The organism is Tundrisphaera lichenicola (genome assembly GCF_051175385.1).
GTDB classification, from domain to species: Bacteria; Planctomycetota; Planctomycetia; order Isosphaerales; family Isosphaeraceae; genus Tundrisphaera; species Tundrisphaera lichenicola.
In genome coordinates, this window is the sequence record NZ_CP195106.1 from 4,092,234 (window position 1) to 4,117,688 (window position 25,455).

General features: G+C 64.3%; 17 protein-coding genes and 2 pseudogenes. 8 read left to right on the forward strand and 11 right to left on the reverse strand.

The features are described from left to right. Positions 1-58: 58 nt before the first annotated feature. The 4 genes from P12x_RS16295 (at position 59) to P12x_RS16310 (ending at position 3,861) form a co-directional block, all read left to right on the forward strand. On the forward strand, positions 59-1,762 hold the full coding sequence (locus tag P12x_RS16295) for a DUF885 domain-containing protein (protein WP_435005365.1): 1,704 nt from the start codon (positions 59-61) through the stop codon (positions 1,760-1,762). Between the two features lie 163 nt (positions 1,763-1,925). Beyond that, a complete protein-coding gene (locus P12x_RS16300; protein ID WP_435005367.1) occupies positions 1,926-2,300 on the forward strand; it encodes an STAS domain-containing protein in 375 nt (124 codons plus the stop codon). Positions 2,301-2,443: 143 nt separating this feature from the next. Then, positions 2,444-3,373 carry a rhomboid family intramembrane serine protease gene (locus P12x_RS16305; protein WP_435005368.1) on the forward strand — a complete coding sequence of 310 codons (930 nt, stop codon included), beginning with the start codon at positions 2,444-2,446 and terminating at the stop codon, positions 3,371-3,373. After that, the gene (locus P12x_RS16310) at positions 3,373-3,861 is read left to right on the forward strand and encodes a GNAT family N-acetyltransferase (RefSeq protein WP_435005370.1); all 489 of its coding nucleotides are present in this window, start codon (positions 3,373-3,375) and stop codon (positions 3,859-3,861) included. The genes P12x_RS16305 and P12x_RS16310 overlap by 1 nt, the downstream gene beginning before the upstream one ends. Positions 3,862-3,970: 109 nt before the next feature. Here P12x_RS16310 and P12x_RS16315 read toward each other — a convergent pair. From P12x_RS16315 to P12x_RS16340, 6 genes and pseudogenes are all read right to left on the reverse strand, one after another. After that, positions 3,971-4,753: pseudogene (locus P12x_RS16315) on the reverse strand (alpha/beta hydrolase); the annotation flags it as partial. A gap of 84 nt (positions 4,754-4,837) precedes the next feature. Further along, positions 4,838-6,085 (reverse strand): annotated as a pseudogene (locus tag P12x_RS16320) (alpha/beta hydrolase-fold protein); the annotation flags it as partial. After that, positions 6,082-8,463 (reverse strand): right-handed parallel beta-helix repeat-containing protein, encoded by a 2,382-nt coding sequence (locus P12x_RS16325; RefSeq protein WP_435005372.1) that lies wholly within the window; start codon positions 8,461-8,463, stop codon positions 6,082-6,084. The pseudogene P12x_RS16320 and the gene P12x_RS16325, both read right to left, overlap by 4 nt. Before the next feature lie 146 nt (positions 8,464-8,609). Continuing rightward, positions 8,610-9,635, reverse strand: a complete 1,026-nt coding sequence (trpD, locus tag P12x_RS16330) for an anthranilate phosphoribosyltransferase (protein WP_435005374.1) — start codon at positions 9,633-9,635, stop codon at positions 8,610-8,612. After that, complete coding sequence (locus P12x_RS16335; RefSeq protein ID WP_435005376.1) at positions 9,635-11,161, reverse strand: trypsin-like peptidase domain-containing protein; 1,527 nt, start codon at positions 11,159-11,161, stop codon at positions 9,635-9,637. Before P12x_RS16335 ends, trpD begins: the two co-directional genes overlap by 1 nt. 239 nt (positions 11,162-11,400) lie before the next feature. Then, entirely contained in the window at positions 11,401-12,456 is a 1,056-nt protein-coding gene (locus tag P12x_RS16340; protein WP_435005378.1) for an REP-associated tyrosine transposase, read from the reverse strand. 617 nt (positions 12,457-13,073) lie between these two features. Here P12x_RS16340 and ltrA point away from each other — a divergent pair. Next, positions 13,074-14,399 (forward strand): group II intron reverse transcriptase/maturase, encoded by a 1,326-nt coding sequence (ltrA, locus tag P12x_RS16345; protein WP_435005380.1) that lies wholly within the window; start codon positions 13,074-13,076, stop codon positions 14,397-14,399. Between the two features lie 96 nt (positions 14,400-14,495). Here the strand turns inward: ltrA and P12x_RS16350 are convergent, their stop codons facing one another. Continuing rightward, a complete protein-coding gene (locus P12x_RS16350; protein WP_435005382.1) occupies positions 14,496-15,200 on the reverse strand; it encodes a hypothetical protein in 705 nt (234 codons plus the stop codon). A 267-nt stretch (positions 15,201-15,467) separates the two neighbouring features. Further along, positions 15,468-17,933 carry an RHS repeat domain-containing protein gene (locus tag P12x_RS16355; protein WP_435005384.1) on the reverse strand — a complete coding sequence of 822 codons (2,466 nt, stop codon included), beginning with the start codon at positions 17,931-17,933 and terminating at the stop codon, positions 15,468-15,470. On the opposite strand from P12x_RS16355, the gene P12x_RS16360 reads away from it, so the two are divergent. The 3 genes from P12x_RS16360 (at position 17,880) to P12x_RS16370 (ending at position 21,370) form a co-directional block, all read left to right on the forward strand. After that, positions 17,880-18,602, forward strand: a complete 723-nt coding sequence (locus P12x_RS16360; protein WP_435005386.1) for a YebC/PmpR family DNA-binding transcriptional regulator — start codon at positions 17,880-17,882, stop codon at positions 18,600-18,602. The two genes, P12x_RS16355 and P12x_RS16360, sit on opposite strands and share 54 nt — an antisense overlap. Before the next feature lie 366 nt (positions 18,603-18,968). Then, positions 18,969-19,895: a quinolinate synthase NadA gene (nadA, locus tag P12x_RS16365; RefSeq protein WP_435005388.1), complete on the forward strand. Its 927-nt coding sequence runs from the start codon at positions 18,969-18,971 to the stop codon at positions 19,893-19,895. Between the two features lie 74 nt (positions 19,896-19,969). Further along, positions 19,970-21,370 (forward strand): DUF1501 domain-containing protein, encoded by a 1,401-nt coding sequence (locus P12x_RS16370; protein ID WP_435005389.1) that lies wholly within the window; start codon positions 19,970-19,972, stop codon positions 21,368-21,370. A gap of 115 nt (positions 21,371-21,485) precedes the next feature. On the opposite strand, the gene P12x_RS16375 is transcribed toward P12x_RS16370, so the two are convergent. The 3 genes from P12x_RS16375 to P12x_RS16385 form a co-directional block, all read right to left on the reverse strand. Further along, positions 21,486-21,968 carry a TraR/DksA family transcriptional regulator gene (locus tag P12x_RS16375; protein WP_435005390.1) on the reverse strand — a complete coding sequence of 161 codons (483 nt, stop codon included), beginning with the start codon at positions 21,966-21,968 and terminating at the stop codon, positions 21,486-21,488. A 384-nt stretch (positions 21,969-22,352) separates the two neighbouring features. Further along, the gene (locus P12x_RS16380) at positions 22,353-23,879 is read right to left on the reverse strand and encodes a tetratricopeptide repeat protein (RefSeq protein ID WP_435005392.1); all 1,527 of its coding nucleotides are present in this window, start codon (positions 23,877-23,879) and stop codon (positions 22,353-22,355) included. Next, the gene (locus P12x_RS16385; RefSeq protein WP_435005393.1) at positions 23,876-25,138 is read right to left on the reverse strand and encodes a hypothetical protein; all 1,263 of its coding nucleotides are present in this window, start codon (positions 25,136-25,138) and stop codon (positions 23,876-23,878) included. The genes P12x_RS16380 and P12x_RS16385 overlap by 4 nt, the downstream gene beginning before the upstream one ends. Positions 25,139-25,455: the final 317 nt, after the last annotated feature.

Consider the following 25,455-nt stretch of genomic DNA (forward strand, 5'->3'; position numbering starts at 1 on the left):
GTGAGACTCCTTCGGTCGGCCCGCCCGCCTGTGCCTCAACTTACGGGAGTCTCCTGGGATGAAATGGGATTGCTTACTCGTCGCCTTGGCACTGGTAACCGGGGTCGGGCCGGTTTGTCGGGCGGCGCTGGCCGATGAGGCCGATTCGAAGTTCGCCCGATTTGTCGACGGTTACTTCGCGGCGAGATTCGCGGCCCATCCTTCGGAGGGCACTTCCGCCGGGCTCCATGAGTATGACTCGAAGCTGGAAGACTTTTCCCGAGCCAGCATCGAGGCTCGGATCGGCGAGTTGAAGCGTGAACTGGCGGAACTCGGGGGGATCGAGGTCTCCCGGCCCGACGACATGATCGATGCGAAGGTCCTGGATGGTCAACTCCGCGCCGAGCTGCTCGACCTGGAGACGCTGAGGGTCTGGGAGGTCAACCCGATGCTCTATGCCGGGTTGCCCGGCGGGGCGATCGATGGCCTGATGAAGCGGGACTTCGCCCCGGCCGCCGAGCGGCTCCGACGGGTCATCGCCCGAGAGGCCGCGATCCCGGCGGTCTTCGAGGCGGCCCGGGCCAATCTAAAGAACCCCCCCAAGGAGTTCACCGACCTGGCCATCCGGATGGCTCGGGGGTCCGTCGGCTTCTTCAAGGGGTCGGTCCTGACCTGGGCCAGGGACGCCGCCGGGGCCGACGATGCACTCCTCCGGGAGTTCGAGGCCGTGAACGACAGGGTCATCGCCTCGGTCGAGACGTTTGCCGACTGGCTCGAATCCGACCTCAAGCCACGCTCGGACGGTCGATATGCGATCGGCCCGGACCACTTCCTGGCCAAGCTCCGCTTCGAGGAGATGGTGGATTTGCCCCTGGACCAGCTCCTGGCGAAGGGGGAGGCCCAGCTTGCCAGGGACTATGCGGCCTTCGAGGCGACGGCTCGGTTGATCGACCCGACGAAGTCCTCGGCCGAAGTGATGAACGGACTTTCCGACGACCACCCGACCGCCGACGATCTGATCCCCTCGGTCCGCCGATCCGTCGATGAAGCCCGGAAGTTCCTGGTCGAGAAGCAGATCGCAACGATCCCATCGGAGGTCCGGCCTCGGATCGAGGAGACCCCGCCTTACGCCCGATCGGGCAGTTTCGCGTCGATGGACACCCCCGGTCCGTTCGAGTCGAAGGCGACCGAGGCGTTTTATTACGTCACTCCGGTCGAGAAGGACTGGGATGCGAAGCATGCCGAGGAACACCTCCGGCTCTACAACCCGCCGGTCGTGGCCATGATCAACATTCACGAGGCTTATCCCGGGCATTACCTCCAGTTCCTCTATGCTCCACGGTTCCCGACCAAGACCCGGAAGCTGATCTTCTGCGGGACCAACGCCGAAGGCTGGGCTCATTACACCGAGCAGATGATGGTCGACGAAGGGTTCGGCGGCGGCGATCCCAAGATCCGACTGGCTCAGCTCCAGGAGGCCCTCTTGAGGGATTGTCGGTACGTGGTCGGTGTGAAGCTCCACACGAAGGGGATGACCGTCGAGGAGGGGGCCAGGGTCTTCGTCGAGAAGGGGTTCCAGGAAGCCGCCAACGCCTACGAAGAAGCTCGGCGCGGGGCCTACAACCCGACCTATCTCTATTACACTTTCGGCAAGCTCCAGATCCAGGAGCTTCGCGACGAGTATCGGGCCAAGAAGGGGGGCGGGCTCCGCGAGTTCCACGACGCGTTCGTCGCCCAGGGGGGGCTGCCGATCGCGCTGGTCCGCCAACTCTTGTTGCGATGAATCGTCAGATGTCTCGGAGTTCCGACGGGGTGATCCCCTCGAGGTCGAATCGTCGGGCTCGCGGGGAATTGCCCTTGCCGACCGATCGAAGAGCTTCTACCCTAAGCCATCGAGCCCAATGCTGAGCATCGATGCAAGATCTATTAGGCGAGTCGGCCCTCCCATGTCGAACCCACAATCTCAGGAAGCCTTCACGATCGAGCGACGGGGCGACCTGACGGTGGTCTCGGCCACCCCCGCCCTGGAGTCGATCGCCGTGGGCCTGGAAGAGCAGGCGGCCGAGTTGATCTTCGACCCGATCCGGCACGATGCCGAGCCGCTGATCGTGTTCGATCTCTCGAGGGTCGATTACTTCGGCTCTGTCTTCCTGGGGGTCCTGCTCCGTTGTTGGAAGATGGTCCAGGCCAAGGGCGGCACGATGGCCCTTTCCGGGGTCTCGGTCCGGGCCAAGGAGCTGCTGCACCTGACCTCGCTGGATTTCGTCTGGCCGATTTACGCGGATCGACGCGAGGCGGTCGAGGCGCTACTCGCCGATTGATCGGCCCCTCGCCGGATCTCGGATCTCCGGGCGCCGATCAATTCCGTTGACAGGCGGATCGATGGATCCGATGATGGAGAGAACCCACCCCGTCCCCGAACGTCCCCGCCGGCTTGTCGAGGACGCCGACCGCCGGAGCCATCATGGGCATCTACGACCGCGAATATTATCGCGACAAGACGCGAGGTTCGGGGTGGCTCTCGGGCGTGGCTCCCGCCTGCAAGACGATCATCCTGATCAATGTCGCGGTCTTCATCGCCCAGAAGTTCTTCGGGCCGGATCAACCGCTCGAGCGATATTTCTCGGCCAATAGCTTCGAGATCTTCCGGCAGTTCCGGATCTGGGAACTCCTGACGGCGACGTTCCTTCACGATGGCCCCTGGCACATCCTGATGAACATGCTGTTCCTCTGGATGGTCGGCCGCGAGATGGAGTCGTTCTACGGGACGCGCGACTTCGTGGCCCTCTATATCTCGGCGGCCATCCTCAGCACGCTGACATGGGCGATCGCCGACGCCCTGGGGCCGTTCCCCGGCCGGGGGTACATGATGGGCGCCTCCGGCGCGGTGATGGCCGTGATCGTGCTTTACACGCTCTACTATCCCCGGCGAGAGGTCCTGCTGTTCATCTTCCCGGTCGAGATGTGGATGCTCCTGGTGATCTTCCTGGGCATGGATCTCCTCCAGTTCCTCTCCGGCTCCGGTGGCCCGGTGGCCTACGCCTCGCACCTGGGCGGGGCCGGGTTCGGTTACCTCTTCAAGGTGGGCGACCTCCGGCTCTCCCGCCTGGAGAAGATGTTCAAGCGGAGGCCCCGTCTCCGGATCGTCTCGCCCGAGCCTCGCGAGACAACCAGCGCCCGGCCGACGATCGGGGCCACCTGGTCCTCCAGCACCGCCGCCACCACCCGACCCGCACCGACGGCCGTGATCCCCGAAGAACAGTTCGACGAGAAGCTCGATGAGATCCTCGTCAAGATTGCCCGGGACGGCAAAGGGGCCTTGAACGAAGAAGAGAACCGGATCCTCGACGAGGCCAGCCGAAGAGCCCGAAATCGCCGGAGCGAGCGGATCTGATGGCCCAAGATTTGACCGTCCGAGACGCTCGCCCGGAAGATCGCGATGTCATCGTCGACTTCAACCTCCGGCTCGCCCAGGAGACCGAGGGGAAGTCGCTCGATCTAGACATCCTCACCCGAGGCGTCGCCGCCGCGCTCCAGGAACCCGACCGGCTCCGCTACTGGGTGGTCGAGCCTCGCGACCAGCTCGGCCGGGTCATCGGCCAGGCCGCGGTCACTCGCGAGTGGAGCGACTGGCGGGCCGGCTGGATCTGGTGGTTCCAGAGCGTCTACGTCCACCGGGAATATCGAGGGCTCGGGGCCTTCCGCGCCCTCCATGCCCAGATCCGAAATCTCGCCCGACAGACCCACGACGTGATCGGCCTCCGCCTGTACGTCGAGGTCGAGAACGAGGCCGCCCAGCGCGTCTATCAGACGCTCGGCATGAAGCCGGGCGGGTACGACGTGTATGAGGAACTTTGGCTCGGATCGGGCGACCGCCCCTGAGTCCGGGAGCTGGCCACGGACGCCCGCCACGATGGCCCGAGAACGAGGGGGGTGAAATCAGCCCCCTCGTTCTCCACGCCGGGCTTCCGATCCGGCCGATTCGCGATCAGCGGAAGAGTCGTTGCGAGAACAGATAGAGATCATTCTTCCAGACGGCGAAATCGTGCTTGCCCGAGTCCACGTGCCAGATGTGAGGCACGTTTTTCTCCTTGAGGTAGGCGTGTAACTTCTGGCTGATCTCGATCAGCCCATCCTTGTCGCCGCACGAGACCCAGAGCAGCTTGAGCTTCGAGGTCTCCTCGGGGTTGGGGACCAGTCGCTCGGGCGCCCGGGTATTGGGGGCCGAGGAGAATCCGCCGACCCAGGCGAATGTGTCGAGATGCCCGAGGCCGAAATTCAGCGATTGACCGCCGCCCATCGAGAGCCCGGCGACGGCCCGATCTTCCCGGTCCTTTTTCACCGGGTAATGGCTTTCCATGAACGGGATGATGTCGTTGATCAGGTCGAACTCGAAGGTCTCGAAGGCCTTCGCGTGCTGGAAGACATTGCCTTCCGCCCGGTCGTTCGGCTGTGCTCGGCCATTCGGGAGCACGACGATCATCGGCTTGAGCTTGCCGTCGGCGTAGAGGTTATCGAGGATCACGCCGGGCTGGCCGTTGTTGAACCATTCGCGCTCGTCACCGCCGATCCCGTGGAGCAGGTAGAGGACCGGGTAGGTCTGGTCGGTCGAGTATCCCGGCGGTGTGTAGACCATCATCTTGCGCCGGGTGCCGACGGTCTTGGAGTCGTATTCGACTTCCTCGATCCGTCCGCCGGGGATGCCGTCCCGCTTCCGGTCGAACCCCTCCGGGGCGTCGGGGGATGCGGGCTTGTCGTCGGGACCCAGGACGATCGGTCGGGGACCTCTCGGTCCTGGCCTCCGGGCCGCCTCGCTCCGGTTGCTCTGGAAGAGGAGCGGGGCGAACTCGTGGAGGGATCGACGCCAGGTGAGCCATTCGTGGGAGGTGCCCGGCGACTCATAATAGACGTGCTTGATGCCGGCCTTTTCGAGCGATTCGTGGTAGTTCTTCACGCTCTCATACATGCGAGTCGGTTCGGTCGTCCCGATCCCGAGCCAGACCAGTCGGACCTTGCTGTTGAACTCGTCCGAGTTTGCCATCACTCCATTGTGGGCGGTCTGGGGATCGAAGGAACCGCCGCCGAACCCGCCCCCCGCACCGCTGAAACCTCCAAGATAGGCGAATGTGTCCAGGTGATTGAGCGTGATCTGGAAGGTCTGCATTCCGCCCATCGAGAGGCCGGCCATCGCCCGGTGCTCGCGATCGGGGATCGATCGGTAGGTCCGGTCGATCATCGGGATCAGGTCGTTGATCATGACGTCCTCGAACGCGGAGAACATCCGGCTGAAGTTCGGCGGGACCGGGGCGGGAGCGGGAGCCGTCCCGGCGGGGGGGGGTCTGGGGGCCGGGGGCCGGGTCGGCATGGGGGGATCGCCCGGCCTCCGGGCGTAGCCCTGCTCCATCACGACGAGCATTGGCCTGGCTTTCCCCTCGGCGATCAGGTTGTCCATGATGAAGCCGACGTGGCCCTGGTTGGGCCAGCCCCGCTCGTCCTCGCCCCCGCCGTGCTGGAGGTAGAGCGTCGGGTAGCGAGCGTCCCGGTTCGTGTCGTAGTCGGGCGGGGTGTAGACGAAGATCCGCCGCCAGTCCTGGGTCGTCTTCGAGAAATACCACCGTTCGCGGATCTCGCCGTGCGGGACATCCTTCGGAGAATAATAATCAACCCCCTTCTCGGGGACCTCGATGCCGCTGGTCTCCTTGCCGGTCCCGTAGAAGGTCTCGCTGGCGGGATCATTCACCATCACCCCGTCGATCACCGCCCAGTAGTAGTGGAATCCCGGGGCCTGGGGCTCCGTCGTCGCGGTCCAGTAACCATCTTCGGATTTGGTGGCGGGGTAGCGCTTGCCCCGGTCGAACTCGACCTTCTGGGCATCCGGAGCCTTGATCCGGAACGTGACCCGGAGGTCGGGGTGGACCCGAGGATAATCGGCCCCTCGGATGTTCGTGGGAGCCGGGGTGGTCGAGTCGGAGTCATCCTCGGCCGCCGAGGATAATCCGACGAATGGTAGAGATAGCAAGAAGCAGACTCTCAGCGTGAGTCTCATGTTCGATCCTCGCTTCGGGTTCAGGGACTTCCGCCAGCCTTGGAATGGCATTTCGGTCATTTCGGCCGAGTCGGTGCGGTCAGGGGACCTTCGATCGTCAATTGCTGGGGATGCTGCCCCCTCGACAACTTGACGATCACCGGGCCCGGTTTGGTCGTGTCGCCGCAGATGGCGAGGAAGTCCTTCATCGCGACGGTGGCCCGTCCGTCCACCTGGAGGATCAGGTCGTCGGGCCGGAATCCGTCGCGGTCGGCCGGGGAACCCGGGGCCACTTCCAGGATGGCCAGGCCCCCCTGCTCCCTGGTCGTGCCGAAGGCCGAGTATTCCTCGCCGGAGATCGCCCTCAGCGTGGCCCCTCGCCATGTGTATCGGCCGTCGGCCGAGGGGGCGGGGTCGGTGGAGGCGGGCGGGGTGATCCGTGGCGTGCGGGCCAATGCCTTCAGCGAGGGCTTCCGGACTCCGAACTGGTCCATCGGGAAATTCCGGAATCCGATCGCCAGCGCGGGCGAGCCGTCCTCGACCCGGAAATCGCCGAGGGTCGGGTCGACGAACATCGGGTCGCCCACGATCGAATGGAGGTCGCAGCCCTTGTCGGCGAACTTCGTCCGGTCGGCCTCGGTCGTGGTGAAGAGGTTTCGGTCGACCTCCTTTCCCCACTTCCGGAGCGTCGGGCTCATCGCGGCCGGTCGGTAGGCACCCATCCAGATATTTCGCGTGATCTCATCATCGCTGTCCTCGAACCAGACGTGAGGGTGGAGCGAGTTGTTGACCGTGATGTTGTTCCAGACCTTCCGGTGGAACCCCTCGCGGAGCTTCAAGCCGCCCGACAGGAAGAGGTTGTTGTAGATTTCATAATTGCTCGAACCATCGTCGAGGTCGACGTCCCATCCGTGGTCGCAGCGCCATCGATTATTCCGGAGGATGTTGGGCCGGACCATGTCCAGTCGGGACAGGTCGGCCAATGCAACTTCGGGTACGTCCTTGAGGCCCCAGAACCGGTCGCGGCCCCATGAGTTGAAGCTCCCGTGATCGCCCGTCTCCAGGACGGTGTCGAACACGTCACAGAATTCGACAACGTGCCCGCCGAAGGTCCCTTCGCTCACGTTGATCCCGGCTCGCGAGGTCTCGTAGATCGAGCAGTGGCGGACCGTGATCCCCAGCGACATCGAGATTTCGACCCCGGTCGCCTGCTTCTCGACCACGCCCACCTTGCGGATCAGGCAGTCGTCCACCAGGCAATCGGCCGGGTAATTGATGCCCTGAGGGCCGGGAGTCTTGCTGATGTCGGTGAAGCTCTGACGCTGATCGTAGTGGAAGAGGGGATCGCGGACGGTCTTCGGGTCGCCGACGAAGGCGATCGCGCTCGCCCCGGTGTCGTGGATGTCGCACCCACGAATCGTGATTCGTCGGTTGTATTCGTTGACGAAGACGGCGTTCCCGCCCAGCTGGTCGAACTCGGCGTCCTCGACCGAGCAGTCTTCCGTCCCATTGAAGAGGACCGCCCCTCCCCGATAGATGGTCCAGTCGCTCCGGAGGAGTGGTTCCTTGACGTCCATGAACGTCCGGGCGGCGTGCCGGAAGAGGAACCCGCGTAGGGTCACGTCCCGGACGGGATTCTCGGGCGTCCCCCGGAGTTCGACGAGATGTCTCAACCGGACGACCTCCACCGTCGACTTCGAGAGGTCCACCCCTTCGGCCGGTTTGTAATAGAGGGTTGTCGTCTTCGGATCGTGGAACCATTCCCCGGGCGCGTCGAGTTCCTCGAAGATGTTCTCGACGAATCGCCATCGGGGATGCATGCCCATCTGTCGGTTGTTCTGCCAGCCCCCCTCGTAGACGACCTCGCCCTGGGCATCCTTCCCGGTGATTTTGTAGTGATACCCGCCCCATTCCGCTCGATGCATCGCGTGGATGTATCCGCCCGCCGGGTCGGCCCACCGCGAGGCCCGCTCTCGACCGAACGAGTCCGCCGCGAAGCCGCCATAAGGCCGGATCTCGGGGTTGTAATTCGGATAACGCGCCATGAGCTGCCGACGACCGTCGACGAAAAGCTGGTCGAACGCCAGACCTTCGGGAGTCTTCGCCCGGACGATCCCGTCGCGATAGGGCTCCCACCGGAGGTCGAGCTTCGCACCGCCGCTGATGACCACCGACTCGTCGGGGGCGGCCAGCCAGGTCACGCCGGAATCCTCGGCCGTCAGCACCAGCGGTTCGGGAAGGTAGTAAGTCCCGGCGTGGACCAGGATCTTGACCGGCTTTGTCACCGATCGGGCGGCTCGTGCTGCGCCCGAGAGGGTGGCCAGCGGTTGGGCCTCCGTGCCGGGATGGCCGTCGTTGCCCCGGGGAGCGACGTGCAGATCCGAAGCCTCCCCCCGTGGGGCGATCATCACAACGAGCGCGAGGAGTGAGGCTCCCAGGATCGACCGGATCGATCTCATGACGATGATATTCCCGGGGTTGCTCGGCGGACGATGGGGATGGTCCGGGCCGATTCACCGGCCGACCAGAGCCTCACCTTAAGCCATCGGATCGAGGGCCGCAAGGATCGGTCGCCCGCCCGAGTCGATCGCCCAGGAGATGGATCTTACGAAACCTGGCTGAGGTCAGCCCATCGACGGAGGAGGTCCGCCGCCCTGCCCTTGTCGATCGCCGATGAGGCCAGCTCCACCCCTTCGGCCAGACTCCTGACCCGCCCCGCGACCAGGATCGCCCCGGCGGCGTTGGCCAGGATCGAGTCGCGAGCCGGCCCCTTCGATCCGTCGAAGACGCCTCGAAGCCTGGAAGCGCTCTCGATCGGGCCGGAGACCTGGAGGTCGGACGCCCGGACGACCGAAAGGCCGAACTCCTCGGGGGCCCAGGTGCGGAGCGTGATCGCTCCTCCCTCGACCCATCGGACCCGCGTCGGACCGTCGAGGCTCACCTCGTCGAGCCCCCCGAAGCCGGTCACGACGGCCGCCCGCGTCACGCCGAGCCGGGCCAGGGCCGAGGCCATCAACTCGGCGGGCCGCTCCTCGGGCACTCCGATCAACTGATAGGCGGGCCTGGTCGGGTTGGCCAGCGGGCCGATCAGGTTGAACAAGGTCCGGAACGGCAACTGGCGACGGATCGGCGCCGCGAACCGCAAGGCGGGATGGAATTTCGGGGCGAACAGGAAGGTGATCCCCAGCTCCGTCAGGCATCGGCGGAGGGTCGCGGGATCGGCCTCGATGTTGATCCCCAGCTCGGTCAGGACCTCGGAACTCCCGGAGTTCCCCGAGGCCGATCGGTTCCCGTGCTTGGCCACCGGGACCCCGCAGGCGGCGACCACGATCGCCGAGGCGGTCGAGATGTTGACGGTATTCGCACCGTCGCCGCCGGTCCCGCAGGTGTCGAGGACTTCTGGCATTCCTTCAAACGGTTGCCAGCCCGTCGACCGCTCGCGGACCGCCGAGACGGCCCCGGCCAGCTCGTCGGCGGTCTCCCCCTTGACCCGGAGTCCGGCGAGGAAGGCCGCCACATGCGATTCGGGGGCCTCGCCCGACATGATCGCGTCGACAGCTAGTCGGGACTGGTCCTCAGTCAGCCCCCGGCCCGCCCCGAGGATCGCCAGTGCTTCGAACAATCCCGACATCAGGGCACGCGAACCCTGGAGCGTTGGAACGCCCCGTCGATCAGCCGATGGATGCCGAGTTCCAGCCCGGTGGAGGCTCGACGGGCGCCCAGGGCCTGGACCACCTCGTCGGCCGACTGGATCGGGCGTCCCGAGACGTCGTGGATCACGTCGAGCGGGCGGAAGACGGTGGCCAGTGGGCTATCGGGCTCGACCTTCATCACCGCGGCCCCCCGGAATCCCTCGGGCAGTCCCATCCGACGGGCCACGGGGGCGTCGAGCGTCACCAGTTCGAGACCCATGACCGAACCGGCGGGAGGGCGGGTCGGTCGGACCGACCGGGCCACGATCCGCTCCTTGTCGGCGACCGTGATCTTCATGGGGACCTCGCGGCGATCGCGCCAGATCACCAGGTCGGCCGGCTGGCCGATCGGGGCCATCGAGACCAGGTTGATCAGGTGGTTCAGGTCCGCCACGTCGACCCCATTGAACCGGAGGACCACGTCCCCCTCCTTCAGGCCCCCGGCGGCGGCGGGCGACTGATGGTCGACCGACTCGATCCAGGCCCCTCGGGGCCGATCCAGGCCCAGGGCCAGGGCGGTCTCGGGCTCGAAGTCGGGGTGGAGCTTGACCCCCAGGGCACCCCGGAAGACGTGGCCGTTGTGGGAGAGCAACTGGCCCATGATCCACTTCGCCAGGTTGATCGGTATGCTGAATCCGACCCCCTCGTTACCCCCCCCGTTGGAGAGGATGGCGATGTTGATCCCGACGACCTCCCCCTTCATGTTCACCAGCGGCCCGCCCGAGTTCCCCGGGTTGATCGCGGCATCGGTCTGGAGGAAATCCTGGTTCTCGACCCCCGCCTTTTCGAGATCCACCTCGTGCCGCCCCCGGCCGCTGATGATCCCCTGGCTGACCGAGTGATTCAGGCCGAACGGGCTCCCCATCGCCAGGACCCACGAGCCGACCGGGGTCTCGTCGCTGTTTCCCAGCCGGGCGGCGGGGAGGTCGGTCCGGTCGAGCTTCAGCACGGCGATGTCGGCCTTGCTGTCCAGATACATCTTCGAGGGGTGGCAGGACCGCCCGTCGCTCAGGAAGACGTCGATCTGCCCGGCGATCGCCCCCGCGACCACGTGATTATTGGTCAGGACGAACAGCCCCTTGCTGACCTCGTCCCGGACGATCACGCCCGAGCCGGTCTCCTCGTAATCCGCCCCATAGGGGTCGTCGTCCCGCTTGCCCGACTTGTGGGCGACCAGGTGGACGACCGAGGGGGAGATCGCCCGGGCGACCAGCTCGAAGGTCCGGTTCACGTGCTCGAACTGGGCATATTGTCGGGCAAGTTGGCCATAGAGCCCGTCCTCGCCCGCCCCTCGGATCCCGCTCGAGGTCGGGGGAGGCCCGACATCCTCGGTCGGTGAGGCGATCGGGATCGGGGGGCGTGCCTGGGCCGAGACGGTCCGGGGATTTTGTTGAAAATTCAAACCCAGGGAGATCCCCAGGGCCAGCGTCAGAAGCAAGACCAGCGGTGAGGTCGAACGCACCATGGTCAGCCGATCTCCATGCGGGGCCTGGTCCGGTCACACCTGGTGCGAATCGAGGGCCGAAGGCACAGGTTGCGGCTCAAGTCGTTGAGCTAATATACCCCCGACTTCGAGGGCAAGTCAAAGTTCGGGACACGAACCTTCGGCGAGTCCGACCCGGAACTTGAGCAAGTTCGGGACCGAGAGCCTGAGAATCGCGACTTATCGGAGGAACCGGACTCATCGACGATGGGCGCACGGGGTCATGTTCCTGCGGGCGAGGCAACGTTGGCCTCCAGATGACGGAGGATCCGGGCCATCTCCTCGGCCAGTCGAGGCGAGTCGGGCAGTTTCGCATCGATCCGGCGGGTGAGGTTGGGCACGCTGTCAGCCCGGGAGAGGCCGAACCGGGTGGCCAGCTCGCGGAGCGGGGCTTGTGTGTGTCGGCGGCAGAGCCAGGCGGCGACGGCCCGGGCGATGTGGTGGTCGTGACGGGCGGCCAGGGCGGAGGGCTCCAGGTCGTAGAAGGCGGCGACCTCGGCGCAGATCGTGTCGGGGTCGAGCCCGGCGAGCCGGCGGGCCTCCGATGAGGGCGTGCCGCCGGCGAGTGGCCCGGACAGGGTCCGGAGACGGTCGACGAAGCGGGTCGAGCCCAGGGCCCATCCTCCGAAGGCCTCGCGGAAGGGCGATGGGGCCGGCTGGAGCATCCCGGCCTCGGTGAAATCCCGGTAGGCGGCGACCGGATCTCGGCCGCCATGCTCGCCCTCCCAGGCGTTCAGCAGGACCTGATGGGCGACCCAGGGGCGGCGCCGTGCGGGGTCGATGTAGCCCGGATAGGTCGACCAGGCCCAGGCCTCGGGGCGTGGGACCAGCCCGGCTCGGACGGGGTTGAGGTGGATGTAGCGGCTGACGGTCCAGTAGTAGGACTCGTCCTCGATCATCTGGGCCTTGTATCGGCCCTGGAAGAGGTGCCCGGGCCGTCGTCGGTGGCGTGCCGCCCAGAGCGCGTAGCGAGAGAGGAAGGTCTGCATGCCGCGCGAGAGGTTGAGTCGGGGGGTGCGGAGGAGGATGTGGAGGTGATTGGTCATGAGGACGAAGGCGAGCACGTCCCAGCCGGTGGATGCGACGACGTGGCCGAGGTCGTCGAGGAGCCTGGCCCGGTCCTGGTCGTCATGGACGATGTCCTGGCGTGCGTTTCCGCGGGCCATGACGTGGTAGATGGCGTTCTCATACTGAATGCGAAGTCGTCGTGGCATGGGTTGAGGGTAGCGAAGCTGGGCCCGAAAGGCGAGCGAATAACCAAAAACCAATTCTGACATTGCGCCAAGAAGCTCGGGAGAGGGGGACGGCTTTCACAAGCTCGAAACCTCTCATCGGAACCCTGCGGGTAGCCAATCCCGCCCGGCAGAGCTGGGCCAGCAGCCGGAAGCGAGTCTTGCGTGGTGGGTGGGTGACTGCCCCTGCGAAGCGTAGACAGCGAGATCAAACGCCGTGCGATTGAGCCCCGAAATTTCGTCGCGTCGAGCCCTCGTCCTTGTCAGACGCGGGGGCCGCGTCGGGCAGGCTAACCCTTGGTCCCGCAGAGCCTGTCCGGTCACGCCGGGGTCGGAGAACAGGGCGAATGATCAGGAGGGTTTCCCGGGAACTTGGGAGACCCCGCCGTCCCCATCGACCTGCCGGAGGGAGACCCGGCTTACCAACTCCAGGATGATCCACGCCCCCGCGTCCGGGGTCGTCGGGGACGAACTGCGGACGCAACGATGGTATCGCCAAGCCGAAGGAAACGAAGCGCGGCGAGACGGGCGGCGGGGAGTCGGAGCGTCTCATAGTACCGAGGAGCCGGGGGAACCGTCCCGAGGGACCCCGGGGAGGGAAGGAGACGCCGTCTCATGAACCGTTGGAGGGAAACATGACAGGGACGCCGAGCCCTGAGACCGTGTCCACGAAACGACGACGGATCGCGGAACTCGCCAGGGACGCGCCGGATATGGCGTTCACGAACCTGGCGCATCACATCGACCTCGACTGGCTTCTGGCGGCGTATCACCAGACCCGCAAGGACGGGGCGGTCGGCGTGGACGGACAGACAGCGGCCGATTACGAGGCCAACCTGATGGGCAACCTTCAGGCTCTCCTCGACCGCGCCAAGTCCGGCACGTACGTGGCCCCGCCGGTGCGACGTGTGCATATTCCCAAGGCGGGCTCGCCCGGCGAGACTCGCCCCTTGGGGATACCGACGTTCGAGGACAAGCTCCTCCAACGCGCGGTGCTGATGGTGCTGGAACCGGTGTACGAGGCGGACTTCCTGGAGGTCTCGCACGGATTCCGACCCGGACGCGGTGCTCACGGGGCTTTGGATTCGCTCTGGAAACGGGCGATGAACCTGGGATGTTGCTGGATCGTGGATGTCGATCTTCGGAGGTTCTTCGACTCGATCGACCACGGCCATTTGCGGGAGTTCCTCAGGCGTCGGGTGCGCGACGGTGTGATCTTGCGACTGATCGGCAAATGGCTCAACGCGGGCGTGCTGGAGGACGGGGCCGTCACGACCCCCGAGGCCGGCACCCCTCAAGGCGGCGTGATCAGCCCCCTGCTGGCCAATATCGTCCTGCACTACGTGCTCGACGAATGGTTCGAGAAGGAGGTTCGTCCTCGCCTGAAAGGAGAGGCGTTCCTGATCCGTTACGCGGACGACTTCGTGATCGGGGTGGCCCGAGAAGACGACGCACGACGGATCATGGAAGTCTTGCCCAGGCGGATGAGCAAGTACGGGCTGACGGCCCACCCGGAGAAGACTCGACTGGTGCGGTTCGTCCCGCCCGAGTCGGACGACTCCGAGCCCGGGGATCGGGGACGAACCGATCCCGGGACATTCGACTTCCTGGGCTTCACCCATTACTGGGGACGGACCCGAGGAGGAGGATGGGTGATCAAGCGTCAGACGGCGAAGGGCCGACTCAGGCGAGCGTTTCACGCGTTCTCGGAGTGGTGCCGGTTGAACCGACACGACCCGATCGAGGATCAACACCAGAAGCTCAAGCAGAAGCTGCAAGGCCACTACGGGTACTACGGGATCACGGGCAACTACTTCAGCCTTCAGGCGATCCTGGAGGGCTCGCGACGGATCTGGCGGCGATGGCTCTCGCGTCGCCGTGGAGGAGGGCCACTGAGTTGGCCCGACTTCCTTCGCCTGGAGAACCGTTGCCCGCTCCCACGTGCGCGAGTGGTCCATTGTCTGCTGAGCCACGCAGCGAAGTCATGAGATGACGAGCCGGATGCCTTGAAGGGCCAGTCCGGATCTGTGGGAGCCCGGGGAGAGCAATCTCCCCGGGCGACCCGGCCCTAGGTCCCCCCAGGACTAGGTCCCCCCCTGTGGGATAGTCGCCTTGTCCATGAGTTCCTTAGCTTGCCGACGGATCTCGGCTCGGATCGTATTCCGTGCTTCGTTGTTCGACGCGGTGGTCGCGAAACGCTTCAGCTCGTCGCCGATCTTGACGAGCTTTTCGGTCAAGGAACCTACTTCAGGGTCATAAATGAGTCCCTGTTCTGATCCGAGAGGAGGTTCGCCCAGCTTCTGATCGAATCCATCCCAGCCCAACACATTTCGCGAAAAGTTAAATTCATCGCCGTCTCCAGCTTGCTTTTCTTGATCAGAATAACGAACACCTCGGAGCATCTGACGAAATACCACTTGGACAATCTGAGCAGTTTCAAGGTCGATGGGTTGACTCTCCCTCTTCACTTTGATGCTCAGAGAATCCTTTTTGTGGTCGATGCTCTTCTCGGCCACGATGAATTCAACTACGCAATTTTGTTTTTTATCTTTGTAGACCGTCACACACCATTGAGGTTTGCCAAATCCAGGACGGCAAAACATTCGGGCAAGGTAATCCGAAGGAGATTTACTAAAGAATAATTCGTTCAGATTTTGGCAATATTCATATGATGTTTTGTCTGCATACATGATGCCAACTTCTGGTTCGAGATGATCTTGTGCCAAGGCAATCGGTGGGGAGAGGAAAAGCATCAGGCAAATGCTACGCCGAACATTCTTGGTATTCATGTCTTTCAAGGCCTCGACGCTTGTGAATTGAGAAGAACATGATTAGATCAAAATGCCGAAACAGTGGTGCGGGAAAGTTCGAGAAGTGTTCTCAGAAATTCACACATGACACACTTTATCTTATTGGTCTACTCTAATACTAGTTCGTTCCCGTCACGACAAGGCGATATTTATTCACCACGCGGAATCGGCCGCAGGAAGTCGCGCAGGCTCGTCTAGGTCCGTCCCATCGAATTGACGTACCCCCTTCGGACCCCAGGGGTCGATTCAGAAGTAACGAAAATCGTATCCAGGCAGAGTTTTAGTTGGGTGTCCAAATATTGGCTTGCCACCTTGAGGCCAGACAATGATGGGCAACCGACTTCCAAAAATGGGACCCAAGTCGTCCTTTGTCCCCGGCTTTTTTGGATTGACGGATGGCATAGTATTGCCATGAGGATGTGTATGGAATACCGCAATGACGAACCAGCAGGACTTGTTGTCGCTCGATTTTCTTGGATCAGGGGGACCAATAGGCTCAAGCAACAAATTGCTTGGCGTGTTATAATCTCCAGGCTGATTACTCCACTCATAGTCAAGTGAAATCTGGGTAGGATTGTGGTTTGTGCCCACTTGCTTCCTGTTTTGCTTCTGTTGCCGGCCATTCACTGTTACTGCATAATGTCCGGTACATGGATTGTACAAGATAAATGCTCCTTCCTCATGTAATGTTTTGTTGTACCGATTCATCAATTTGTTTAGATCGCCACTAACTTTGTTCCAGTAATTCGTAGGGTCCAATGCAGGATTCGCTGGGTCAAATGGCATAGCCGGCGCGCCAAATCTCGAACCTCGAGCAACTGCTTCTCCTTGAAACCCAGTAAGGTCATTAAAACCCAAAGGATCATTGAAAACAAATCTGTACATGTTTTCTTCCCAAGCGGAGAATCCCAACGGATCCTCGCCGAGAAACCGCCCCATCACCGCGTCATAGTACCTCGCCCGATCGTAATAAAGTCCCGTGACCGAGTCCAACTCCATCCCGGCATACTTGAACCGGTCCCCCGACGCCGGGGCGGTCTCGCTCGACACCTTTCCGTACACCGCGTAGTCCAGGTGGTCGATCACCGTCCCCGAGTTGTTGACGATGTCCCGGACCGTCCCCAGCCGGTCGTCCAGGTACCACGCCACCCCCGACGAGGTCTGCCGGGCCAGCATCGCGTCGATCGCTCGGGGATCGGACAGGTATCGCGCCGTCGTCGCCCCCGACCCGTCGAAGTCCAGCAGCGGCGTCTGGCCCTCGTAGAGGGTGTACCGCGTCGCCCCCCCCTCGACCACCTTGATCGGCCGATTCAGGGCGTCGTAGGTGTACAGGGCCAGGGTCGTCGTGGTCGCCCCCACCTTGCTGTCGACCTCGATCAGCCGGTTGCGGTAGTCCCACTTGTAGAGCGTCTGGTTGCCCGAGGCGATCACCGTCTTCGAGGTCAGGTTCCCCTCGTCGTCGTAGGCGTAGTTGTTCGTCCCGTCGCTGGAGGTCCGGTTCCCCGTGCCGGTCGAGTAGCCGGACATGTTCCGGTTGCCGTTGGCGTCGTAGCCGAAGCTGGCGGTCGGGCCGCTGGCGCGGACCACCGAGGTCAGCTGATCGTCGTCGGTGTAGCCGTAGGTCAGGCTCTCGGTGGAGGTGGTGTCCCAGATCCGCGACTCGAAGGTCAGCCGGTCGGCGGCGTCCAGGGTGTAGCCGTAGCGGATCACGGCCGTGCCGCCCGGCGTCTGATGGGTCAGCGTGGTCAGCCGGTCGGCGGCGTCGTAGGCGTAGACCGAGGCCATCACCGCGGTGGTCCCGGCCGTGTCGGAGTACCGGGTCAAGGTGGTCATCCGCAGCGCCGCGTCGTAGGCGAGGTCGACCCGCTCGGCCGAGACCCCGGTGCCGGACTGGGTGAGGGTGGTCAACTGGTCGCGGGCGTTGTAGGTGTAGGTGACGACCCCGCCCTTGGTGTCGGCCAGGCTGGTCCGGTTGCCGACGTTGTCCACGCCGTAGGTCAGGGTCACCTGGGGCAGCCCGGTGGTCCCCTGGTCATTGATGGTGATCAGGCGGTTGGCGTTGTCGTAGCCGTAGGCGTACTTGCTGGAGTTGTCCTGGACCTGGGTCTGGCGGCCGGCCGCGTCGTAGGTCAGGGTCATGGTGTAGGTGGCCGTGCCGCCGCCGACGGGGATCCACTGCTCGACGGTCTCGCGATCGTCGGCGTCGTAGGCGTAGCTGGTGATCCGCCCCAGGCGATCGGTGACCTTGGTGAGATTGCCCGAGAGGTCGTAGGCATAGGTCGTGACCTTGCCGCGCGGGTCGGTCTCGGTGGTCTGGCGATTGGCCGCGTCGTAGCCGTAGGAGGTGACGTTGTTGACGGGGTCCTTGACGGTGGCGAGGTTGCCGGCGAGGTCGTAGGTGTAGGTGGTCGTGCCGCCGCCGGAGGGCCGAGTCTGGGAGGCCAGGCGATCGCGAGCATCGTAGGCGGAGGTGGTGGTGTGGCCGAGCGGGTCCTTGACGGTGGCGAGGTTGCCGTCGGCATCGACCTTGGTTTGACCCCTGAGTCTTCCGTTCGTCGCCGACCGTTCAATTGCAATCGATAGGATTTCCTCTAGAATGAGGGGGCGAAACGACTCGAGGATTGGCTCCGTTGGGAAAATGAAAAGGCAGATATCCGAATGGGAAGAATCTTCGAAAAGCGCAAAGAGTCGATCTTCAAAACCGCCGCCCAAAAATCGAAGCTCTATTCCAAGTACGGAAGACAGTTGTACATGGCCGCCAAGAATGGCGTGCCCGACCCGGAAGCCAACCCGAGCCTACGCAGCCTCGTCGAACGGGCCAAGCGTGACAACGTCGCGAACCATGTGATCGAGAAGGCGATCCAGAAAGCGGCCGGCACCGGTGGCGAGGATTTCCAGGCCGCGCGTTATGAGGGGTTTGGCCCGGGCGGTTCCTTGCTCATCGTCGAATGCTTGACCGACAATCCCACGCGTACCATCTCCGATGTTCGCATTTGTTTCAACAAGACCGGGTCCAAATTGGCTGCGAATGGCTCCGTCGTGATGTCCTTCGATCACCTGGCGGTGCTCTCGTTCAACGGTGACGACGAGGAGAAGGTGATCGAGGCGATGTTCGCCGCGGACGTCGCCATCGAAGAGGTCGAATGCGAAGGTGGCACGATCACGATCTTCGCCCCTCCCGCCGAGTTTTACAAAGCAAGGACGGCCTTGCTCGAGGCGTTCCCCGGCCTCGAGCTGGAAATCCAGGAGATCCGGTTTGTTGCTCAGGATAGCAAAACTCTCGGCGGGGAAGATCTGGGCATGTTTGAAAAATTGCTAGTCATGCTCAACGATAGCGATGACGTCCAGGACATCTACCACAATATCGTCCTTTCGAGCTGACCCTTCCCGGACGTTCATAAGTTGCTTCCGTTTTGATAATCTCGCGGGGGGGCAGCTGACCGCTTCGCTGGCCCGAGGGCGGCTGGCCCCTGATGGGATTGGGGGCCGAGCGACCGCCTTATGATTGATCGGCCGTCGAAGGCGAGATCCAGGAGATGGGTTTCACCTCCCAACTTCCCCTCGCCTCGAGCAACCGGGAAGCCTGCGGGAGGGATGGCGGCAGGCCAAGCCGTTGAAGGTTGGCTTCCCCGGACTTCCGACTGTGCTATCCGCCATCAAGCTCCTATAATATGGGCGTGACTCGGCTTGCGATCGACCGCGGGTGGGTTCTTCCTACGCCACCCTAAAAACAAGGAAATCCGTCCCTTGACCGACATTTACGATGAGATCCTCGCCCTCAAGGAGCGCGAGGACGCCACGATCCTGGCCCATTACTACCAGGATGGCGAGATCCAGGAGCTGGCCGACGTGACCGGCGACAGCCTCAAGCTGGCCCGCGCGGCGACCCGGGTGGACACCGGCACGATCGTCTTCTGCGGGGTCCACTTCATGGCCGAGACGGCCAAGATGCTCAACCCCGACAAGCGTGTGCTGCTGCCCGACCTCCGGGCCGGTTGCAGCCTGGCCGATAGCTGCCCGGCCCCCGCGCTGGATCGGTTCCAGGCCCGGCTCCGTGCCGAAGGGCGGCGGTTCCAGACCGTCACCTACATCAACAGCACGGCGGCGGTGAAGGCCCTCTCGGACTGGATCGTCACCTCGGGCAATGCCGAGGAGATCATCCGGAAGGTCCCCGAGGATCAAGAAATCCTCTTCGTCCCCGATAAGCACCTGGGCTCGTATCTCCAGGACGTGACCAAGCGTCCGATGATCCTCTGGGACGGCTCGTGCATGGTCCACGAGGTCTTCAGCGTGATCGACCTGCTCCGCCTCAAGAAGCGGATGCCCGGGGCCCTCACCCTGGCCCATCCCGAGTGCCCCGCCAACATCCGCGAGCAGAGCGACTTCGTGGGCGGGACCGAGGCCATGCTCCGGTTCGTCGAAGGGCGGCCCGAGGCCACCGACTTCCTGGTGGCTACCGAGGCGAATATGCTCTGGCAGCTCCAGAACGCCGTCCCCCGCCACCGCTACCATCCGGTCCCGGGGATCACCTGCGCCTGCAACAAGTGCCCGCACATGGCGAGGAATACCCTGGAATCGCTCCGCGACTGCCTCAAGAACGGCGGGCCGGAGATCCCCTGGCAGCCCGAGTTCGCCCGGGCCACCGAGGTCCTCCAGCGGAGCCTCCTGAACTGATCGAAGGGCGGGAACCTCCGGTTGACTCGACGTCGGCGACGTGCCAACATTGATTCAACACCGGAGACCCGCCCATGCCGATCGACCCTCTTCGCAATCGCCTCTCGCGACGGACCTTCCTCGTGGCTTCCGGGCTCGGCCTGGCGGGCTCTCGGGGAGTCCTCGCGAAGGCTTCGTCCTCGTCGTCCCGGGCGACGTCGACGATCCAGATCTGGCTCTGCGGCGGGGCCTCGCACATCGACACCTGGGACATGAAGCCCGACGCCCCGGTCGAGTTCCGGGGGGAGTTCCGGCCGATCGCGACGACCAGTCCCGCCATCCAGCTTTGCGAGCACCTGCCGAGGACCGCCCAGCAGGCCCATCACCTGGCGATCGTCCGGTCGATGGGGCACCACGGGAAGGGGACCGGCGACCACCACGCCGGCTATTATTACAACCTGACCGGCCACGAGCCCGACCCGACCTTCCCCGCGCTCCTGAACGACCGGAAGCCCTACGATACCGACTGGCCCTCGATCGGCTCGGTCGTGGCGGCTCGAAGGCCGGCCCGGGCGGACCTCCCCTCGCAGGTCACGCTCCCCCAGAAGCCGGGGTTCCCGCTCTACACCCGTCCTGGGCAATTCTCCGCCCGGCTCGGGACCGAATACGACCCGGTCTACGTCCTGGGCGAGTACGAGAAGCCGACCGAATTCACCGTGCCCAGCCTGAGCCTGAGCGGTGACCTGACCGCCGAACGGATGACGGATCGACGGGGGCTCCTGGCCGCGATCGACAACGCAACCCGGAGCCATGAAGGGCCCTCGGCCGATCTCTACTCACGACAGCAGGAGCGGGCCTTCGCCCTCCTGACCTCGAATCGGGCCCGCGACGCCTTCGACTTCACCCGAGAGCCCGAATCGGTCCGCGCCGAGTATGGGACGACCATCAACAGCAACAGCTTCCTGATGGCCCGACGGCTGGTCGAGGCCGGGGTCCCGTTCGTCTCGATCTTCTGGAAGGAAGATGCGACGCTCGCCGGCCGATGCAAGAGCGCCGGGGGCTGGGACACCCACGGCAACAATTTCAACTGCCTCCGCGAGCGGCTCCTCCCAGAATTCGACCGTGCCTATGCCGCCTTGCTGGCCGACCTCGACCGGAGGGGGCTCCTGGAGACGACCCTGGTGGCGGTCAACAGCGAGATGGGCCGGAAGCCCCGGGTTGGGGACGTCCGGTCGGGGGGGACGAGCGGGGCGGGCCGCGACCACTGGACCAACTGCATGTCGGTCCTGCTGGCCGGGGGCGGCATCCGGGGGGGGCAGACCTTCGGGACCTCGGACAAGTTCGGCGCGTATCCCGCCGAGCATCCCGTGGGACCCGAGGAGATCGCCCGGACGATGTTCCACGCGATGGGGATCGAGGACGGAGAGGCCCTCGACCGCGAAGGGCGACCCTTCGCGCTCCTGCCCCCGGGACGTGCCCTCACCGAGCTGTTCTGAAAAGGAGCGGGGTGGCGTCGAGGGGAGCGAAACCCACCCATGAGAGCATGGTGGGCCTCGCCCCGCTCGACGCCACCCTACGGCGGCGAACCGCTCTGGTCGAGTTACTTTTGCTTCAGCGGCCGGATTCGCTGAGGTCCATCTCGAAGTCGCTGAGCTTGATGTCGGCCTCGCCGTCTCCGTCGATGGGCTTGTCGTAAATCTTGGCCCAACGCTGATCTTCGGCGGTTCGCCCGAACGCCTGGCCTTGCCGCTCGTTCTCTCGCTGACAATCGATGCACGAGCTGGTGTAAGGCAGGGCGTTCAGCCGGGCCTCGGCGATCTTCTCGCCGCAGAACTCGCAACGGCCATAGACCCCGTCGACGATCCTCTGAAGGGCGTGTTCGATCTGGCCGAGTTCTCGGCTCTCGATCTCGACGATCTGCGAGCTGATTTCATCATTGGCCGTATCGACCGCGGCGTCGACGCTATCGCCGACGACGTTCATTGCAGCATATTCGCGATAGGCGTCGAGGTCGCCGTTAAGGGCCTTACGGAGGGCATCACGTCGGGCCACCAGTCGCGAGTGGAGTCGGAGCATGGCATCTTTGCGGACCAATTTACACCTCCAGGTGTGCTTCGCGGCCGGGCGTCGGTGGAGCGGAGGGACCGATGAGCCGCAACGGGAATCGAAACCAGTCAATCCTGATCGTCCGATGAAGACCGCATATCCAGCCGAATAAATGGTCGATCAGGAAAATCACCATTCCATGCGGCCCGGTTCGAGTTCACCTCCGAGGGGAGGATTTCGCCGGGATCTCAGACCTCCCGAACCAAGCACATTATGCGCCACAGGCAAGGGGACGACTTTTTTCCCGTCAGAACAAGCATAGTACGCCGCCCGGACACAATTGTTTTCGGAATCGTGCGGATTATTTCGAGAAGTGCGAGGCGGGAGAATCTGCGCGATGGGTAGGAATTGCGGTAAGTGCAAGAGGCAGAATTATTTCGGAGTGGAGTAGTTCGATGAGGCCCGGGGATCGGGTGTTCCAGGGTCGAAGATGAAGTTGATAATCTGCGACCCCTGGACGTTCTTGTAAATCCACTGCTCGACGCATCGGCCCTGGGTGGCCGACCGGACGACATGATCGGGCTTCCCGCCGAGTCGGGACCGGACCTGCGCCCTCGTGAGCCCCCGGAGCGAGCCGGCGGATTCGTCCCGGGCCTCGGCGACGGACTCGGACGCGGGCTTCGACGCATTGGGGTCGAACCAGCCCCCCTCCCCTTTCCGATAGCCCATCCTCAAAAAAGCCTCGACCGCCGTTCGGGATTCCGGGTCGATTTTCAGGGCTTCCCGGAGCAGATCGGCGGCCCCCGCCTTGTCCCCGGTCAGCTTCTCGAAGCTCCCGGCCAGGAGGACCCGCCCCTCGGCATCTGTCGCGCTCAGGCGATTTGTCCGCCGATCGTCCAGCCAGGCCTGGAGGAGACGCCGAGCCCGGTCCTCTTGCCCTTGCTCGCGGAACGAACGGGCCAGTTCCTCGACCTCGGATTGCCGGAGCGACGCCACCCGGGACTCGGCCTCGCCCAGCCCTCGCTGGCGGAGCTGGTCGGCGACGTTCGGTCGATCGGGGAGCCGGGTAGCCGCCTGCTGGGCCAGTTCCGCCGCATCGCCTGGTTTTGCATTGACTTGTGTTTGCAAGGACCGCTCGATGGTATCGGCCAGGAGCCGCCGATCGAGAGCCCGACGGGCCGCCTCGGGGGCGCCCCGATAGGCATTGGCGGGATCCTTGACGTAGGCTGCGGTCCAGGTTGAATCGGAGCCTTGAGAAGCTTTCGGGTCGACCGAGTCCGGCAAGGTCGCCTCGATCTGACGGGCCAGGGCGTCCAGTTCGGCGGGCGTGGAAGCCCGGGAGAGGCGGTCACGGAACCCTCGATGAGCCAGGGCGTTGCGGACAGAACTGGCGATCGGGCGAGAGGCGGCTCGGGTGGCCAGGGCCAGGTTGTCGGAGTCCGGGCGTTCGGCCTCGCTCCAGAGCGCCTCGCCTTCCAGGGCAACCCCCCGGGCCTCCAGCTTGGGATCGTTCAGCTCGTGGCCCCTGCGCTCGGCCCAGAGTGCCCATTTTCGCTTCGCTGTGAAGTCATCGATGCGGAGTTTGGCAATCTCCTTGTCGAGTCGTTCCAGGTCGCCGGGGAGCAACTCGATCGAGGAGACTTCGAGGACTAGCCGTCCGTCCTCGGATCGGAGGATCCCCCGGACCCTCGCGTTGGGCTCGGTGGGGGATCTCGAGAACTTGAGCCGGTCGGGGAGACGCAACGGGACCTCGGTCCGCTTCAGGAGGAGTTCGTCGAAGCCCTGGCCCCGCTTCGATTCGAGGAAGTAGCGAATCCGGTCGTCGACCACGACCTCGCGGCCCACGAGGTCGGAGCGGCGGATCAGGTCGGAGGGCTCGACGAACTCGGTCGGGTCGGCCAGGACCGGCCGGGGCAGGCCGGCCAAAACCATCAGGGCGAGGAGGAGGGGCCGATTCACAACGGAGGCTCCTCGGAAGGGTCGAACGAGGGCCAGCCGATCGCCTCGAGCGCCCTGGGGTGGGTGATGTAGACCCCGCTGTCGGGCTCGAAGGTGAAGGCCCATTCGTTGGTGGCCGGGTCGAGGGCGAGCGAGGCGAGCCGGGCCCCGAAGGGCAACTGGTCGCCGAGCTTGGGCTGGGTCTCCTCGAACAGCTGGAAACCGGAAAGGTCGATCCGGGCCTTGCCCTCGGGCCGGGTCCCCCTCCCGAAATAAATCCGGCACTCGATCTGATAGGTCGAGTCGGGCTTCGAGGGGTCGGGAACTCCAACAATGGGGGCGTCGAGGATGATCGAACGCCCTCGATACATCCCGGCGAAATGGGAGGGCCATGCGTCGACGTCCCGGTAGGTGGCCGCTTCTTCGAGGAGGCGGTCCAGGGTCTCGGGGACGAGGTCGGTGAAGATGGCCGCCTCGCGAGCCCCCTGCCGGATCGACTCGGCTCCTTCATATCGACCGCCCAGTCCATCCACGGCGCTCGCGGCGTCGGCCAGGAGTTTCTTGGCGGCGTGGAACTCCCCTTCGTCGAGCTTGCGGAGCCCCTCGGTCCGGCCGATCTCGGCGATCCGAGGGAGTTCTTCCAGCCGTTGGCGGCGAAGGCGAATCCCGATCGCTCCGACGACCAGCAGGATCACCCCCGCGACCAGCAGCGCGTTCCGGTTCCGCCAGGCCCATTCCTTCGGGCTCGATCGCGGAAGTCTCGCGACCACAGGAGGGGCGGGCTTGGGGGGGATCGGGGCGGTCCGAGGCTTCGATTGCGCGGGCCTGGGCCGGGCGGATCGCGAAGGCGGGACCGGCCGGGCGCTCGGCTCATCGGCCTTCGATGGTTCGTTCGAGGGGGGATGAGCCTGGACCGGACCCTCGTCGACCCAATCGATCTCGACCTCGGGCTCAACCTCCTCGACGAGGTCGACCGTGGATGTCGTCATCGGGGACGGGTCGGTCAACCTCAACGGCTCATCTTCCGGATACGCATCCACGATCGCGGCCGACGAGGGTCGAGCGGTCGTGGCCGGGGGGATCGGCTCGGGGAGCGGGCTCCGAGGGAGCACGAAGATCCCTTCCCCGCAGGTCGGGCATCGGAGGGCTTGATACCCTTCGGTCCGCATCCCGCGGAGACGGTGGCCCTCGGGGCAGGCCACGCTGTAGCTCTGCTCGGGGACGGGCGGCGGGCCCGACCATGACTGCATCATCGATCGGGCGCGACCGAGCAATCCCAACGGTTCATAGCTCCGGGATCGAACGACGGGGACAAAACGCCGGATGACATCGACGACGGTTGTCCTATTATTATCGAAGCCAGGTCGCCTCCGGTCAATCGTCGGGTGAATCGACGAAGGATTTCGGGGTTGAAACGAATCCAACCTTGGGGAGTCTCGGTCCCATGCGACACCCTCTTCCCTCAAGGGGGAGAAGCCGGATAATTCCGGGCCACCTCGGGAGATCCTGGTGAGACCCCTGGGGTACGATAATTCCGGCGGGAATCCGCGATAATGAGGGATGGACGATGGCGAAGGGGCACCGCTCCGCCGCGTCG

What these genes read in the sequence shown, in the direction of transcription:
- P12x_RS16370 (WP_435005389.1), top strand. Translation starts at nt 19,970, where the DNA reads ATGCCGATCGACCCTCTTCGCAATCGCCTCTCGCGACGGACCTTCCTC.
- P12x_RS16295 (WP_435005365.1), top strand. Translation starts at nt 59, where the DNA reads ATGAAATGGGATTGCTTACTCGTCGCCTTGGCACTGGTAACCGGGGTC.
- P12x_RS16340 (WP_435005378.1), bottom strand. Translation starts at nt 12,456, where the DNA reads ATGTCAGAATTGGTTTTTGGTTATTCGCTCGCCTTTCGGGCCCAGCTT.
- P12x_RS16335 (WP_435005376.1), bottom strand. Translation starts at nt 11,161, where the DNA reads ATGGTGCGTTCGACCTCACCGCTGGTCTTGCTTCTGACGCTGGCCCTG.
- P12x_RS16325 (WP_435005372.1), bottom strand. Translation starts at nt 8,463, where the DNA reads ATGAGATCGATCCGGTCGATCCTGGGAGCCTCACTCCTCGCGCTCGTT.
- P12x_RS16360 (WP_435005386.1), top strand. Translation starts at nt 17,880, where the DNA reads ATGGGAAGAATCTTCGAAAAGCGCAAAGAGTCGATCTTCAAAACCGCC.
- P12x_RS16310 (WP_435005370.1), top strand. Translation starts at nt 3,373, where the DNA reads ATGGCCCAAGATTTGACCGTCCGAGACGCTCGCCCGGAAGATCGCGAT.
- P12x_RS16300 (WP_435005367.1), top strand. Translation starts at nt 1,926, where the DNA reads ATGTCGAACCCACAATCTCAGGAAGCCTTCACGATCGAGCGACGGGGC.
- P12x_RS16305 (WP_435005368.1), top strand. Translation starts at nt 2,444, where the DNA reads ATGGGCATCTACGACCGCGAATATTATCGCGACAAGACGCGAGGTTCG.
- P12x_RS16350 (WP_435005382.1), bottom strand. Translation starts at nt 15,200, where the DNA reads ATGAATACCAAGAATGTTCGGCGTAGCATTTGCCTGATGCTTTTCCTC.
- trpD (WP_435005374.1), bottom strand. Translation starts at nt 9,635, where the DNA reads ATGTCGGGATTGTTCGAAGCACTGGCGATCCTCGGGGCGGGCCGGGGG.